This is a genomic window from Klebsiella sp. PCX, assembly GCF_021869705.1.
Lineage (GTDB): Bacteria > Pseudomonadota > Gammaproteobacteria > Enterobacterales > Enterobacteriaceae > Klebsiella > Klebsiella quasipneumoniae.
On sequence record NZ_CP091527.1, the window covers coordinates 2,901,967 to 2,915,623 of the forward strand.

A 13,657-nucleotide genomic window follows, 5' to 3' on the forward strand; every position below is an offset into this window, starting at 1 on the left:
TTAAGATGAATTTCAGCAATGCATAGCTAAAAAGCACAAAACGAGGGCCCGCGCAGCGGCAGGCCAGGCGCTAAGCGCGGGGCGGCGATAACGGGCGCAGCAGCAGGGTGAACAGCGCCAGCCCCACCGGCGCCAGGGATCCCCACAGCACCGCGTTCCAGCCGAAGGCGTTGAGCAGAACGCCGGACGAAAACGAACCCACGATCATCACGCCGAAGACCAGAAAATCGTTGAGCGACTGAACCTGGGTCTTCTCTTCCGGGCGGTGGAAATCGATGATTTTCGCCGAGGCGCCGGTGAAGCCAAAGTTCCAGCCGATGCCGAGCAAAATCAGCGACAGCCAGTAATGATACACCCCGACGCCGCTGAGACCGACCGCCACCGAGGCGCCGGTGATCAGCAATCCCGCCGCCGCCATGCGCGCTGCGCCGAAGCGCTGGATCAGCCGGCCGGTGACAAATCCCGGACCGTACATCGCCATCACATGCCACTGGATCCCGAGGTTGGCGGCCTGCTGGGAAAGGCCGTGCATATGCATGGAGAGCGGCGCGGCGGTCATCAGAAAATTCATTACCATATAAGCCACCGCGCCGCTGAACACCGTGGTGGCAAAGCCCGGCTGGCGGACAATCTCGCGCAGCGGCCGCCCTCCGCGAACGCTGGCCGCCGCGGGCTCTGCTGGCGTCACGCCTGCCAGCAGAATGGCGGCGAGCGCCGCCACCAGCGCCTGAGCGAGGAAGGTGAAGGCGAAGGTATGAGTCGGCCAGAGGTGCATGGTGCCGGTGACCAGCATCGGGCCAATGATCCCGGCGGCCACGCCGCCGCCCATCACCAGCGACAGCGCGCGGGCGCGACGTTCCGGAGCGACGCCGTCGGTGGCGGCAAAGCGAAAACTGAGCGCCACCGCGGCATAGGCGCCGCCAAGCATCGCGGCGAAACAAAACAGCAGAAAAGAGCCCAGCACCACCGCCAGAGCGGCCGCCAGACCGGTAACCACCCCGGCGCCGGTACCGGCCATAAACGCGGCTTTGCGGCCCCGCTTACGCGCCAGCGCGCCGAAAGGCAGAATCGAGGCCGCCATCCCCAGCACAAACAGCGTGATAGGCAGCGTGGCCAGCGACGGGCTGGGGGCGATAGTATTGCCGACGATAGCGCCGGTGGCGTAGAACACCACCGAGTTGGCGCCGGCCAGCGCCTGAGCGACGGCCAGGCGGATGATATTGTTGTTCTGCGCCGCCAGCGGCAGCATCTGTTCGCTAGACATCCGTTGTTTTCACCAGTTTGAGAGTGGCGCCAGGCGGGTCGTCTGGCATCGCGCCCTGTTTGTTGGGTTCCCTGACCGTTACCTTAGCTGCAAAATACGCTTTTGCACCATAGTGAATAGCAATATCACCCGGCGACCTGACGCCGCTTCTGCGCCAGATAGCCGGGCCGGGCTTCGCAGCCCGCTTTTTTTCACGGGATCAGTCGCGCCGCGCCGCGGCGAATTTAGCCGCAATCATCGCTTCCGTCGGCTGGACGCCCCCCAGGCTCCACTGCTCCGGGTCATGTTCATCAATGCGGATCCACACCGACTGGCGGAACTGCGGATCGCCCTGCCCCTCAATCTCCACCAGCAGATCGGTCATCCGCCGCAGCAGCTCACTTTTCTGTTCCGCGGTCATGATCCCTTTAATGGTTTGCACGTTAACAAATGGCACGCTATGCTCCTTAGCATCTAAGTCAAAATTTCAAACTCAGAGTAGAAGGCCAATCTCACGATGTCAAAAAATAAATCATTGCCCTACCTCGATCCTGAGCTGTGCGGCCTGGCGGAAGGAGCCAAAATACTGGGCGACCGCTGGGTGCTGCTGATCCTCCGCGAGGCGTTTTACGGCGTGACGCGCTTTGAAACGATGCAGGCGCATACCCATATTACCCGCCAGACGCTCACCATCCGGTTGAAAACCATGACCGAAATGGGCTTGCTTCGCAAAGTCCCCTATCGGGAAGCGGGGGCTCGCGAGCGCTATGAATATGTTCTCACCGAAAAAAGCCGTAGCCTGGCGCTGGTGCTGTTCGCCCTGATGGAATGGGGCCACCAGCAGGTGCTGCACAGCACGCCGCATATTGCGCTGGTGGACAGCGCCAGCGGCGAGGCCGTCCATCCCGGGTTCGTCACCGCCAGCGGCAGCGTGGCGAATCCCGCCGCGCTGCAGATCGTTAAGGCAGACGAACGCTGAGAGCGGCGCGGTTGCCCTGATACAGAACTTTCGTAGGCCTCTGGCGGAAGCCGCGACGAGCAGGTATGTTGCATTGCCACGTTACCCGACGACTGGGTGACATTTTGGTTTCATCGAACGGTGCGATAAAGAATGAGGCTCTCTGCCGGATCCGATCCCGGCTATTATTCGTGGCGCACGCCATGACCGCCCTGGTCCGCCGCTGATCCGCGGATCGTTCATGCTAAAGGAAGAAAATGTCGCTTCGTTCACTGCGGGCTTTATGTTTGACCAGCTTCTTTATCGCCGACGTTCGCGACGGCCTCGGCCCGTTTCTGGGGATCTTTCTCACCCAGCGTCACTGGCAGGCGGAGGACATCGGCCTGTTGATGACCGTCGGCGGCGTGGCCGGCCTGCTGGCGACCCTGCCCGCCGGCTTCATCACCGACACCTCGCGGCATAAGCGCGTGCTGTTGGCCGGGGTCTGCCTGGCGATCACCCTGACCACCCTCCTGCTCTGGTTCAGTCAGAAGACCAGCGTGGTGGCCCTTTCACAGGTTGCCAGCGGGATCTGCGCGGCCTTTGTCGGACCGTTAATCGCCGGGATCACCCTTGGGCTGACCCGACAGCGCGGCTTTAGCGCTCAGATGGGAAAAAACGAAGCCTTCAACCATGCGGGGAATTTCTTCACTGCGCTGATTGCCGGGGCCATCGCCTGGTACTGGGGCATCGGCGGCATTTTCATCCTGATGGCCTGTACCACCCTGTTTACCCTGATCGCCCTGCTGGCAATCCGCAGCAGCGATATTGACGATGACGCCGCCCGCGGCCTCGAGTCGGCCGTCACGCCCGCTGTGCCTGGGTTTGCCATCCTGTTCCGCCATACGCCGCTGCTGATCGCCGGCGTGACCCTGATGCTGTTCCATCTCGCCAACGCCGCGCTGTTGCCGATGCTCAGCATGCGGATCGCCGCCGCGCCGGGACACCTCAATCCGGGGCTGTTTGCCGCCGCCACGGTGATTATTTCGCAGGTGGTAATGATCCCGGTGGCCATCCGGGTCGCCGGCAGCATCGACAAATATGGTTACTGGCGATGCATTCTGCTGGCGCTGCTGATCATGCCCATCCGCGCGGCGCTGGCGGCCGCCAGCGACGCCCCGGCGATGATGGTCCCGGTGCAAATTCTTGATGGTCTGGCGGCAGGGATTTTGGGGGTGGCGGTGCCCAGCTTTATCGTCTCGCTGCTGCGCGGCAGCGGGCACGTTAACGCCGGACAGAGCGTGGTGATGCTAATGCAGGGCGCCGGGGCGGCGATGAGTCCGGCGTTAACCGGCGCTATCGCCGGGCGCTACTCTTTTGCTACCGCCTTCGGCGTGCTGAGCGTTATCGCGCTGGTCGCGCTGATAGTGTGGTGGCGCAGCGCCCCGCTGCTCACCAACTCGGTGTCGCCGCCGATCGGCGAGAGCGGCCAGTAAAGAAAGGATATCGTCAGGCGGACAACAGCCCCCTGCTGCCTGCCTGACGTGGGAAAGGCGTTAATTCATCTGCGGATTCAAGGTTATTTGCCGCAGAGCGTTCGCCATTTCGAGCTGAATCAGCTCTTTGACACCTTCGCGCTTAATAAACTGGCTGCGGTGTTTACTTTTTACCTCTTCAAGACTTTTTTTGATCTCCTGCGCCGGCAGTTTATACCAGCCGCGAGCCTGTTTCTCTCCGCCCATTTCCAGCCACAGCGATGAATAACTGGCTTTCACCAGATCGCTTTTCACGTGGTAATCGGAATCGATCGCGTAGACCGTAGTGATGCCGAAATAACGCAGGAAACCATACAGCACGCTCATGATGATATTTTTCGGCCGCGCGCCATGCAGCTCTTTGGTCAGCACCTTCACCTCATCATTGGTGATATCTTTCCCGCCCTGTATTCCGCCGATATAAGCGCGGCTATCGTCGGTACAGGAAAAACAGACGCTATAAACGCGCCGGTCGCCGAGAAACAGCTGCAGCATCAGCTCACCCTCCTCCTGAAACGGCGATGCCAGCAGCTTAACGTCAAGCTTTTCGCCATTTTTCAAAGGAATAGCAAACATCGTCCGGCCAAAATCCGCCACGTTATAGAGCTGCGGCAGCACATCGGGCTGAAACGTTTTCTCGATAAAATTCAGCGAACCGTGGGCAATATCCAGCTTGCGCCGTTTTGACATCCGTTTATTAAGATAGGCCTTAAAGGGTTTATCCTCGAAAGGCACCAGTCCCTGGGTCACGGCGGTCAATCGTGCGCACTGATATTTGGCGCAAAGTCCTTGATATTCTCTGTATTTACCTCCTGCGAGCGAGAGCTCTCTGCATTTTCGTAAGAATTTTTTATAGCTTATTTTGACCTGACCGATCACTTTATTATGTTTACGCCATTCTTTGATGGCGCCTGTAACAGTATGTTCCATTGATTAAGATCCATAGATTCATCCATAATCGCGGCCATATTAACATAAAAGCCATTCGTCAATGCTTAATTACACCTTCGTTGTCCTTTCATTTAATATTTAGGCAGGAAATTATTCTGGTGGAGATATTTAAAGCTAACGCCATCCTGTCAACGGTTATTTATGGTGGGTTTTATCTGCTGCCGGCGGACTTAACGCTCTGTGCGTTCGGCGCGAAGAGCGGTTACCTCCGCAGGCGGTTATGCCCTATACTTGACGCTGATTCAAAACCAGCAACGATAGGTAACTTATGGAAATTGATCTCGACAACCTGGTCTTCAGCGGCCTGGATGAAGCGGAAGAGCGCAACGCGGAGCGTCTGGAAGAAGCGGACAAAAAAGCCCAGGCGATCGTTGCCGATGACGATTGCGGCGACGCCTGCAAAATCTGATTATCAAACCGGCCTGCGGGCCGGTTTTTTTTCCCCACGCCCCCTCAGGTGGGTAAATACCCTTTCAACGTATCCAGTAGCGCCTGCGCCGCCTTCGACAGCGGCAGATGTCCGGCATGGATCGCCCCAACGCACTTTTCAATCGGCGGATCGCTGAGCGGAATGCACACCGCCCCCAGCGAGGTCATCTGCGTTTTGCATAGCGCCGGCACCGCGCTGCCTCCCAGCCCGCTGGCTACCATCCTCCCCACCGTCACCAGCTGGTGGCTCTCCAGCGCCACGTCCAGCTGACGCCCGCTGCGCGCCAGCGCCTCCTCCAGCATCAGGCGCACCGCCGAGGGACGCTGGAGGGTGATAAAGTCGAGAGTTAACAGCTCCTGCCAGGTGAGCTTTTTTTTCTTCGCCAGCGGCGATTGCCGGGGAACGATCGCCACGAAGCGGTCCACCGCCAGCGGGGTAAACAGCAGGTTGTGGTTGGGCGATGGCTCGAAAGCGATGCCCATCTCTACCCGCCCCTCACGCACCATCTCGATTACCTGCTCATTGATCACATCATGCACCGTGACGTTCACCCCGGCATAGCGGTCGCGGAAGGCTTTCAGCGCCTCCGGCAGAACGTTGGCGGCGAACGACGGCATCGCGGCGACCGAGATTTTGCCGCGCTGCAGGGTAAAGCTCTGGCGCATCGCCTCCTCAACGTTATCCCAGTCGGCCAGCAGTTGACGGGCCATCGGCAGAAAGAGTTCCCCCTCCTGGGTGAGGGTCACTTTGCGGGTGCTGCGCTGCAGCAGCGCGCCCCCCAGCGCCTCCTCCAACCCTTTGATGGTCAGGCTGAGCGCTGGCTGCGACAGATTCAGCCTTTCGCTGGCGTGGGCGAAATTGAGAGTGTGAGCTACCGCTAAAAACGCGCGTAACTGTTTGACACTCATTCTCATTTTTCATCCTGTTAACTAATTGAAAGAAATTAGTTAACAGGAAATTAATTAAATTTCCAAATGAGTGAGTCACAAATTCAAAATTATCAAATCAGTCGCCCGCGCCAATGATAAGGGTATCGCAAGGCAGGAGAGACAAGATGGCAGGACTGGATAAACGCGTCGCCAGCTACGAAGCGGCGCTGGAAGGGTTAACGGACGGCATGACGCTGCTCGCCGGCGGCTTCGGCCTGTGCGGTATACCCGAGAATTTGATCGCCGAGGTGAAGCGTCGCCAGGTGAAGGGGCTGACGGTGGTTTCCAACAACTGCGGCGTCGATGGCTTCGGTCTCGGCATGCTGTTGGAGTCGCGCCAGGTCAGCAAGGTAGTGGCCTCTTACGTCGGGGAAAACGCGCTGTTTGAACAGCTGGTGCTGAGCGGCGAGCTGGCGGTAGAGCTCACCCCGCAGGGAACGCTGGCGGAAAAAATCCGCGCCGGCGGCGCCGGGATCCCCGGCTTTTACACCGCCACCGGCTATGGCACGCCGGTCGCCGAAGGCAAAGAGGTGCGCCAGTTCGACGGTAAAAATTACATTCTTGAACAAGCTATTCGCGGCGATTTCGCCCTCGTGAAGGGCTGGAAGGCTGACTGGTACGGCAATGTGGTTTATCGCCATACCGCACAGAATTTCAACCCGCTGATGGCCACCGCCGGGCGCATTACGGTGGTGGAGGTGGAAGAGATTGTGCCGCCGGGCGAACTGCCGCCCTCCGCCATTCACACCCCGGGGATCTATGTCGACCGGCTGATCGTCGGGCAATTCGAAAAACGCATTGAACAGCGCACCTTGCGCGCCGGAGGGCACTGAGATGTTAACCCGCGAACAAATGGCGATGCGCGTCGCCCAGGAGCTGCGCGACGGCGACTACGTCAACCTCGGGATCGGTATCCCGACGCTGGTGGCCAATTACATTCCCGCCGGCATTGAAGTGATGCTCCAGTCGGAGAACGGCCTGCTGGGGATGGGCGAGTTTCCCGATGAGCAAACTCTCGACGCCGACATGATCAACGCCGGCAAACAGACCGTCACCGCGCAAACCGGGGCGGCGATCTTCGATTCGGCCCAGTCGTTCGCCATGATCCGCGGCGGCCACGTCGATCTTACGGTTCTTGGCGCCTTTGAGGTCGACGTCGCAGGGAATATCGCCTCGTGGATGATCCCCGGAAAAATGGTCAAGGGGATGGGCGGCGCCATGGACCTGGTGGCCGGCGCGCAGAACATCATCGTGGTGATGACCCACGCCTCAAAGAACGGCGAATCCAAACTGCTGCCGCAGTGCACCCTGCCGCTCACCGGCGTGGGCTGCATTCGCCGGGTGCTCACCGACCTGGCCCTGCTGGACATTGTCGACGGGGCGTTTGTCCTGCGCGAAGTGGCCCCGGGGGTCAGCCCCGACGAGGTGATACGTAAAACGGCGGGACGGCTGATCGTCGCCGACGACGTGCGCGAAATGCGCTTCAGCTAAGGAGAGACCATGACCGATATTGCCATTGTTGCTGCCGTACGCACCCCGGTCGGCAGCTTTCGCGGCGCCTTCGCCCCGCTTTCCGCCGTCGACCTCGGCGCGGCAGTGGTGCGCAGCCTGCTTGAACGCTGCCAGCTGCCCGCCGCAGCGGTCGATGAACTGATTTTCGGCCAGGTGCTCACCGCCGGCTGCGGGCAGAACCCGGCGCGCCAGACCGCGCTGCGGGCCGGCCTGCCGGTGGACACTCCAGCGGTCACCGTCAATCTGGTGTGCGGCTCCGGGCTGAAAGCGGTTCAGCAGGCGGTGCAGGCGATCCGCTGCGGCGACGCCGAGATCGTTATCGCCGGCGGCCAGGAGAGCATGAGCAATGCTCCCTATCTGATGAATGGCGCCCGAGACGGCCTGCGTTTCGGCCATGCCAGCCTGCAGGACAGCATGATCCAGGACGGCCTGTGGGACGCTTTTAACGACTACCACATGGGCATCACCGCCGAGAACCTCGCCGACGCCTTCGACATCAGCCGCGAGCGCCAGGACGCCTTCGCCGCCAGCTCCCAGCGCAAAGCGGCGGCCGCTATCGCCGCCGGACGCTTTCGCGAGGAGATCGTCCCGGTCAGCGTCCCGCAGGGCAAAAAGCCGCCGCGTGTCGTGACCGACGATGAGCAACCGCGCCCGGAGACCAGCGAGCAGCAGCTGGCCCAGCTGCGCCCGGCGTTTCGCCCGGCTGACGGCAGCGTCACCGCCGGGAATGCCTCATCGCTGAACGACGGCGCTGCGGCGGTCCTGCTGATGAGCGTCGATAAAGCGCACGAGCTTGGGCTGCCGGTGCTGGCGCGCATTGTCAGCGCGGCGGTCGCCGGGGTCGACCCGTCGGTGATGGGCATCGGCCCGGTGAGCGCCTGCCGCCAGGCGCTGCAGCGCGCCGGCTGGACGCTGGACGAGGTGGATCTGATCGAAGCCAACGAGGCCTTTGCCGTCCAGGCGCTGGCCGTCGGCCAGCTGCTCGAATGGGACAGCGAGAAGGTCAACGTTAACGGCGGCGCCATCGCCCTTGGCCATCCCATCGGCGCCTCCGGCTGCCGGATCCTCGTCAGTCTGGTGCATGAGATGCAGCGCCGGGGCGCCAGCAAAGGGCTGGCCACCCTGTGCGTCGGCGGCGGACAGGGCATCGCCATGACCCTTCAACGTTAACAGGAGCCACTATGTTTACACCACGCCTGGCGGTACTCGGCGCCGGACTGATGGGCGTCGGCATTGCCTGCCATTTCGCCCGTCACGGTCACGCCGTCCGCCTGTATGACACCGATCCGCAACGTCTCGCCGAGGTACCCACAGTAGCCGGGGCGATCCTGCGCGAGCTGGAGGCGAGCGGTCAGCAGGATCCCGCCGACCGCGACGCCGTGCTGAGCCGTTTAACCCCTACCCCGGCGCTGCAAGCGCTGGCGGACGCCACGCTGCTGATTGAAGCGATCCCCGAACGGCTGGGGCTGAAGCACGCCCTGTATGCCGAACTGGAAACGCTGATCGCCGACGAGGCGATTATCGCCAGCAACACCAGCGGCCTGCCGCCGGATCAGCTGGCGCAGGGCATGCGCCTCCCGGAACGGCTACTGATCGCCCATTTCTGGCATCCGCCGCACCTGATCCCGCTGGTGGAAGTGGTGCCCGGGAGCGCCACCCTGCCTCATCTGGCGCGCCAGGTGAGCGACTTTTGCGCCGCCTGCGCGCTGGAAGCGGTGGTGCTCAACCGCGCCGCGCCGGGCTTTGTCGGCAACCGGCTGCAGTTCGCCCTGCTGCGCGAAGCGCTGCATATCGTCCACAGCGGCATCGCGTCCCCGGAGGTGGTGGACCAGGTGATGCGCGCCTCGCTGGGCCGCCGCTATGCGATGGTCGGCCCGCTGGAGGCAGCGGACATGACCGGCCTGGCGACGGTGCAGGATATCTGCCAGCACCTGCTGCCGGAGCTGGCCAGCGGCACCGAGATGATGTCGCTGGTGGCAGAGAAAGTGGCGCGAGGCGACACCGGCGCCCGCAGCGGGCAAGGCTTTTACCGCTGGGACGAGGCCCGGCGCCAGCGCATCCAGTCGCGCCGGGAACACCAGCTGCGCTTCGCCCTGAAACCCTAGTATCTCGTTCTGTACCCCTACAATAACAATGAGAGTGAGACGTCGTGATGAGTGTGATAATAGCCCTGGCCGCGCTGGCATTACTGATGCTGGCAGCCTACCGTGGATACAGCGTGATCCTCTTTGCGCCGATCGCCGCCCTCGGCGCGGTGCTGCTCACCGACCCGGGCGCGGTCGGCCCGGCCTTTACCGGCCTGTTTATGGAAAAAATGGTCGGCTTTGTGAAGCTCTATTTCCCGGTGTTTCTGCTGGGCGCGGTATTCGGCAAGCTGATTGAGCTGTCGGGATTCTCGCGGTCGATTGTCGCCGCCGCCATCCGCATCCTTGGACGCCGCCATGCGATCCCGGTGATCGTGCTGGTGTGCGCCCTGCTGACCTACGGCGGGGTATCGCTGTTTGTGGTGGCCTTTGCCGTCTACCCTTTCGCCGCCGAGCTGTTTCGCCAGAGCGGGATCCCCAAACGGCTGATCCCAGCCACCGTCGCCCTCGGGGCCTTTTCGTTTACCATGGACGCCCTGCCCGGCACGCCGCAGATCCAGAATATTATTCCCACCAGCTTCTTCGGCACCAACGCCTGGGCGGCCCCGTGGCTGGGGCTTATCGGCTCGCTGTTCATTATCCTCTTCGGTTTGCTGTGGCTGGAGCGCCAGCGCCGCAAAGCGCAGGCCAGCGGCGAAGGCTATGGGACCGACCTGCAAAATGAGCCGGAGACCCCGGATGACATCAACCTGCCGCATCCGCTGATCGCTATCGCCCCGCTGCTGCTGGTGGGGGTGCTGAATCTGCTGTTTACCCACTGGATCCCGCAGTGGTACGGCGCCAGCCATGAGCTCACCCTCCCGGGTCTGGCGAAGCCTGTGGTCACCGAGGTGGGGAAAATCACCGCCATCTGGGCGGTACAGGCGGCGCTGCTCTCCGGCATTGTGTTGGTACTGGTCTGCGGCTACCGCAATATTCGCGGCCGGCTGGCAGAAGGAAGCCGGACGGCGGTGGGCGGGGCTATTCTCGCGGCGATGAACACCGCCTCTGAGTATGGCTTCGGCGCGGTTATCGCCGCCCTGCCGGGTTTCCTGGTGCTGTCGAAAGCCCTCGCGGCTATTCCCAATCCGCTGTTAAACGAGGCGATCAGCGTCACGGTGCTGGCCGGGATCACTGGCTCGGCCTCCGGGGGAATGAGCATTGCCCTGGCGGCGATGTCCGAGACCTTTGTCGCCGCCGCCCACGCCGCCAATATTCCGCTTGAGGTCCTGCACCGCGTCGCCGCCATGGCCAGCGGCGGCATGGATACCCTGCCGCATAACGGGGCGGTGATCACCCTGCTGGCGATCACCGGCCTGAGCCATCGCCAGGCCTACGGCGGCATTTTCGCCATCACGGTGATCAAAAGCCTCGCGGTACTGTTTGTCATTGCCACGTTCTATGTGACCGGCATTGTCTGAGACCCGACTGAAGGAGAAATATGATGAATTTAAACGGTAAAACAGCGCTGGTCACCGGCTCCACCAGCGGCATCGGCTTAGGGATCGCCAAAGTGCTGGCGCAGGCAGGCGCCCAGCTGGTGCTCAATGGCTTCGGCGACAGCAGCCACGCCCGGGCTGAAGTCGCCGCGCTGGGCAAGATCCCCGGCTATCACGACGCCGACCTGCGCGACGTCGGGCAGATCGAGGCGATGATGCGCTATGCCGAAAGCACCTTCGGCGGCGTCGATATCGTGATCAATAACGCCGGCATCCAGCACGTGGCCCCGGTGGAGCAGTTCCCGGTGGACAAATGGAACGACATCATCGCGATCAATCTCTCCAGCGTCTTCCACACCACTCGCCTGGCGCTGCCGGGCATGCGCCAGCGCAACTGGGGGCGCATCATCAACATTGCTTCAGTGCATGGCCTGGTGGCGTCGAAAGAGAAATCGGCCTATGTCGCCGCCAAGCACGCGGTGGTCGGCCTGACCAAAACCGTGGCCCTGGAAACCGCGCGCAGCGGCATCACCTGCAACGCCATCTGCCCCGGCTGGGTGCTGACTCCGCTGGTGCAGCAGCAGATCGATAAGCGCATCGCCGAGGGGGTCGACCCGGAGCAGGCCAGCGCCCAGCTGCTGGCGGAAAAGCAGCCCTCCGGGGAGTTTGTCACCCCGCAGCAACTGGGCGAAATGGCGCTGTTTCTGTGCAGCGACGCCGCCGCCCAGGTGCGCGGCGCGGCGTGGAACATGGACGGCGGCTGGGTGGCGCAGTAAGCCGCAGGCGTCGCGAAGATCAGAACATCGCCAGAAAGCGTTTCACCGTGCGCGAGCGCTCGAAGCGCCGCCAGGCGATGGCGATATCGGTCTTCAGCGGCGCCCCGCTGAGCGGGTGATAGCTGACGTTCGGCTGCTGGATGCAGGTCATTGACTGCGGGACCAGCGCGAAGCCGAACCCGGCATTGACCATGCTCAGCGACGACGAAATCTGCGACGACTGCCAGGCGCGCTCCATATCGATGCCGGCGCGCAGGCAGCTGTTGTACACCAGCTCATACAGCCCCGGAGCCACTTCCCGCGGGAAGAGGATCGGCGCCACGTCGCGCAGCTGCTCCAGGGCCAGGGTCGGCTGCGTCGCCAGCGGGTTATCGCGCGGCAGCGCGATAACCATCGGCTCCTCATCGATAATCCGCAGATTAAAGGCCTTACTGCTCTCGCACGGCAGACGGACGAAGGCAATATCCAGCTCGGCCTCGCTCAGGGCGGTCATCAGATTGGCCATGTTGTCTTCCATCTGGTGCAGGGTCACCCCGGGGTGGTCGAGCTGAAAGCGGTGCAGCAGCGTGAAGATTTGCGGGTGGAAAGCATCAGAACTGGTAATGCCTAGCGACAGGCTGCCGTTCATCCCGCGGGCAATGCCCTTGGCCTTCTCCAGCGCCGCATCGCTCATGGCGAGGATCTGACGGGCATCCTCATAGAACGACTCACCGGCCTCGGTGAGCTCCACCCCGCGGGTCAAACGCCGAAATAGCGGAGTCCCCACCTCGCGCTCAAGCCGCTGAATTTGCTGACTTAACGGAGGCTGTGAAATACCCAGCTCCTTGGCAGCCTGGGTGAAGTGCCGCGTCCTGGCGACGGCGACAAAATAGCGAAGATAACGAAGTTCCATATCGAAAACGTCTCAAACCAGCATGGTTTCTATATTGGAACTGTGAGCTGAATCGGGTCAACATTTATTTAACCTTTCTTATATTTGTTGAACGAGGAAGTGGTATATGAATCATTCTGCTGAATGCACCTGCGAAGAGAGTCTATGCGAAACCTTGCGGGCGTTTTCCGCGCAGCATCCCGAGAGCGTGCTCTATCAGACATCGCTCATGAGCGCCCTGCTAAGCGGGGTTTACGAAGGGAGCACCACCATCGCCGACCTGCTGAAGCACGGCGATTTCGGTCTCGGCACCTTTAATGAGCTGGACGGGGAGCTGATCGCCTTTAGCAGTCAGGTCTATCAGCTGCGGGCCGACGGCAGCGCGCGCAAAGCGCAGCCGGAGCAGAAAACGCCGTTCGCGGTGATGACCTGGTTCCAGCCGCAGTACCGGAAAACCTTCGACCACCCGGTGAGCCGCCAGCAGCTGCACGAGGTGATCGACCAGCAAATTCCCTCTGACAACCTGTTCTGCGCCCTGCGCATCGATGGCCATTTCCGCCATGCCCATACCCGCACCGTGCCGCGCCAGACGCCGCCGTACCGGGCGATGACCGACGTCCTCGACGATCAGCCGGTGTTCCGCTTTAACCAGCGCGAAGGGGTACTGGTCGGCTTCCGTACCCCGCAGCATATGCAGGGGATCAACGTCGCCGGGTATCACGAGCACTTTATTACCGATGACCGCAAAGGCGGCGGTCACCTGCTGGATTACCAGCTCGACCACGGGGTGTTGACCTTCGGCGAAATTCACAAGCTGATGATCGACCTGCCCGCCGACAGCGCGTTCCTGCAGGCCAATCTGCATCCCGATAATCTCGATGCCGCCATCCGTTCCGTAGAAAGTTAAGGGG

15 protein-coding genes are annotated in these 13,657 nt (G+C 61.8%); 10 read left to right on the forward strand and 5 right to left on the reverse strand.

The genetic code is table 11. From position 1 onward, the window contains the following. Nucleotides 1-70 precede the first annotated feature (70 nt). A complete protein-coding gene (locus GQR96_RS13825) occupies nt 71-1,264 on the reverse strand; it encodes an MFS transporter (protein WP_004202975.1) in 1,194 nt (397 codons plus the stop codon). 199 nt (nt 1,265-1,463) lie between these two features. Continuing rightward, on the reverse strand, nt 1,464-1,700 hold the full coding sequence (locus GQR96_RS13830) for a tautomerase family protein (RefSeq protein ID WP_049003323.1): 237 nt from the start codon (nt 1,698-1,700) through the stop codon (nt 1,464-1,466). Nucleotides 1,701-1,760: 60 nt separating this feature from the next. Between GQR96_RS13830 and GQR96_RS13835 the strand changes: the two genes are divergently transcribed. Together GQR96_RS13835 and GQR96_RS13840 are read left to right on the forward strand one after the other, a co-directional pair. Then, nucleotides 1,761-2,222 carry a winged helix-turn-helix transcriptional regulator gene (locus GQR96_RS13835; protein ID WP_048324517.1) on the forward strand — a complete coding sequence of 154 codons (462 nt, stop codon included), beginning with the start codon at nt 1,761-1,763 and terminating at the stop codon, nt 2,220-2,222. Between the two features lie 236 nt (nt 2,223-2,458). Further along, nucleotides 2,459-3,676 (forward strand): MFS transporter, encoded by a 1,218-nt coding sequence (locus tag GQR96_RS13840; RefSeq protein WP_004202979.1) that lies wholly within the window; start codon nt 2,459-2,461, stop codon nt 3,674-3,676. Between the two features lie 60 nt (nt 3,677-3,736). Here GQR96_RS13840 and GQR96_RS13845 read toward each other — a convergent pair whose 3' ends face one another. Further along, on the reverse strand, nt 3,737-4,645 hold the full coding sequence (locus GQR96_RS13845; RefSeq protein WP_065904449.1) for a DUF535 family protein: 909 nt from the start codon (nt 4,643-4,645) through the stop codon (nt 3,737-3,739). A gap of 289 nt (nt 4,646-4,934) precedes the next feature. Here GQR96_RS13845 and GQR96_RS13850 point away from each other — a divergent pair, with 289 nt between their 5' ends. Then, on the forward strand, nt 4,935-5,075 hold the full coding sequence (locus GQR96_RS13850; RefSeq protein ID WP_002908189.1) for a hypothetical protein: 141 nt from the start codon (nt 4,935-4,937) through the stop codon (nt 5,073-5,075). A gap of 44 nt (nt 5,076-5,119) precedes the next feature. Here GQR96_RS13850 and GQR96_RS13855 read toward each other — a convergent pair whose 3' ends face one another. Beyond that, nucleotides 5,120-6,010, reverse strand: a complete 891-nt coding sequence (locus GQR96_RS13855) for a LysR family transcriptional regulator (protein WP_017899570.1) — start codon at nt 6,008-6,010, stop codon at nt 5,120-5,122. Between the two features lie 140 nt (nt 6,011-6,150). On the opposite strand from GQR96_RS13855, the gene GQR96_RS13860 reads away from it, so the two are divergent. From GQR96_RS13860 to GQR96_RS13885, 6 genes are read left to right on the forward strand one after another with little or no spacing between them, the layout of a single operon-like run. Beyond that, complete coding sequence (locus tag GQR96_RS13860; RefSeq protein ID WP_004202983.1) at nt 6,151-6,858, forward strand: CoA transferase subunit A; 708 nt, start codon at nt 6,151-6,153, stop codon at nt 6,856-6,858. A 1-nt stretch (nt 6,859) separates the two neighbouring features. Then, nucleotides 6,860-7,516 (forward strand): CoA transferase subunit B, encoded by a 657-nt coding sequence (locus GQR96_RS13865; protein ID WP_017899571.1) that lies wholly within the window; start codon nt 6,860-6,862, stop codon nt 7,514-7,516. Between the two features lie 9 nt (nt 7,517-7,525). Continuing rightward, nucleotides 7,526-8,707, forward strand: a complete 1,182-nt coding sequence (locus tag GQR96_RS13870; RefSeq protein WP_017899572.1) for an acetyl-CoA C-acetyltransferase — start codon at nt 7,526-7,528, stop codon at nt 8,705-8,707. A gap of 11 nt (nt 8,708-8,718) precedes the next feature. Then, nucleotides 8,719-9,642, forward strand: a complete 924-nt coding sequence (locus tag GQR96_RS13875; RefSeq protein ID WP_017899573.1) for a 3-hydroxyacyl-CoA dehydrogenase family protein — start codon at nt 8,719-8,721, stop codon at nt 9,640-9,642. A 44-nt stretch (nt 9,643-9,686) separates the two neighbouring features. Further along, nucleotides 9,687-11,081, forward strand: a complete 1,395-nt coding sequence (locus tag GQR96_RS13880) for a GntP family permease (protein WP_196531944.1) — start codon at nt 9,687-9,689, stop codon at nt 11,079-11,081. Nucleotides 11,082-11,104: 23 nt separating this feature from the next. After that, entirely contained in the window at nt 11,105-11,875 is a 771-nt protein-coding gene (locus GQR96_RS13885) for a 3-hydroxybutyrate dehydrogenase (protein ID WP_004202988.1), read from the forward strand. Between the two features lie 19 nt (nt 11,876-11,894). Here the strand turns inward: GQR96_RS13885 and GQR96_RS13890 are convergent, their stop codons facing one another. Continuing rightward, on the reverse strand, nt 11,895-12,767 hold the full coding sequence (locus GQR96_RS13890) for a LysR family transcriptional regulator (protein WP_004145376.1): 873 nt from the start codon (nt 12,765-12,767) through the stop codon (nt 11,895-11,897). A 106-nt stretch (nt 12,768-12,873) separates the two neighbouring features. On the opposite strand from GQR96_RS13890, the gene budA reads away from it, so the two are divergent. Beyond that, nucleotides 12,874-13,653: an acetolactate decarboxylase gene (gene budA, locus GQR96_RS13895; protein ID WP_002908205.1), complete on the forward strand. Its 780-nt coding sequence runs from the start codon at nt 12,874-12,876 to the stop codon at nt 13,651-13,653. The last annotated feature ends 4 nt before the right edge of the window (nt 13,654-13,657 follow it).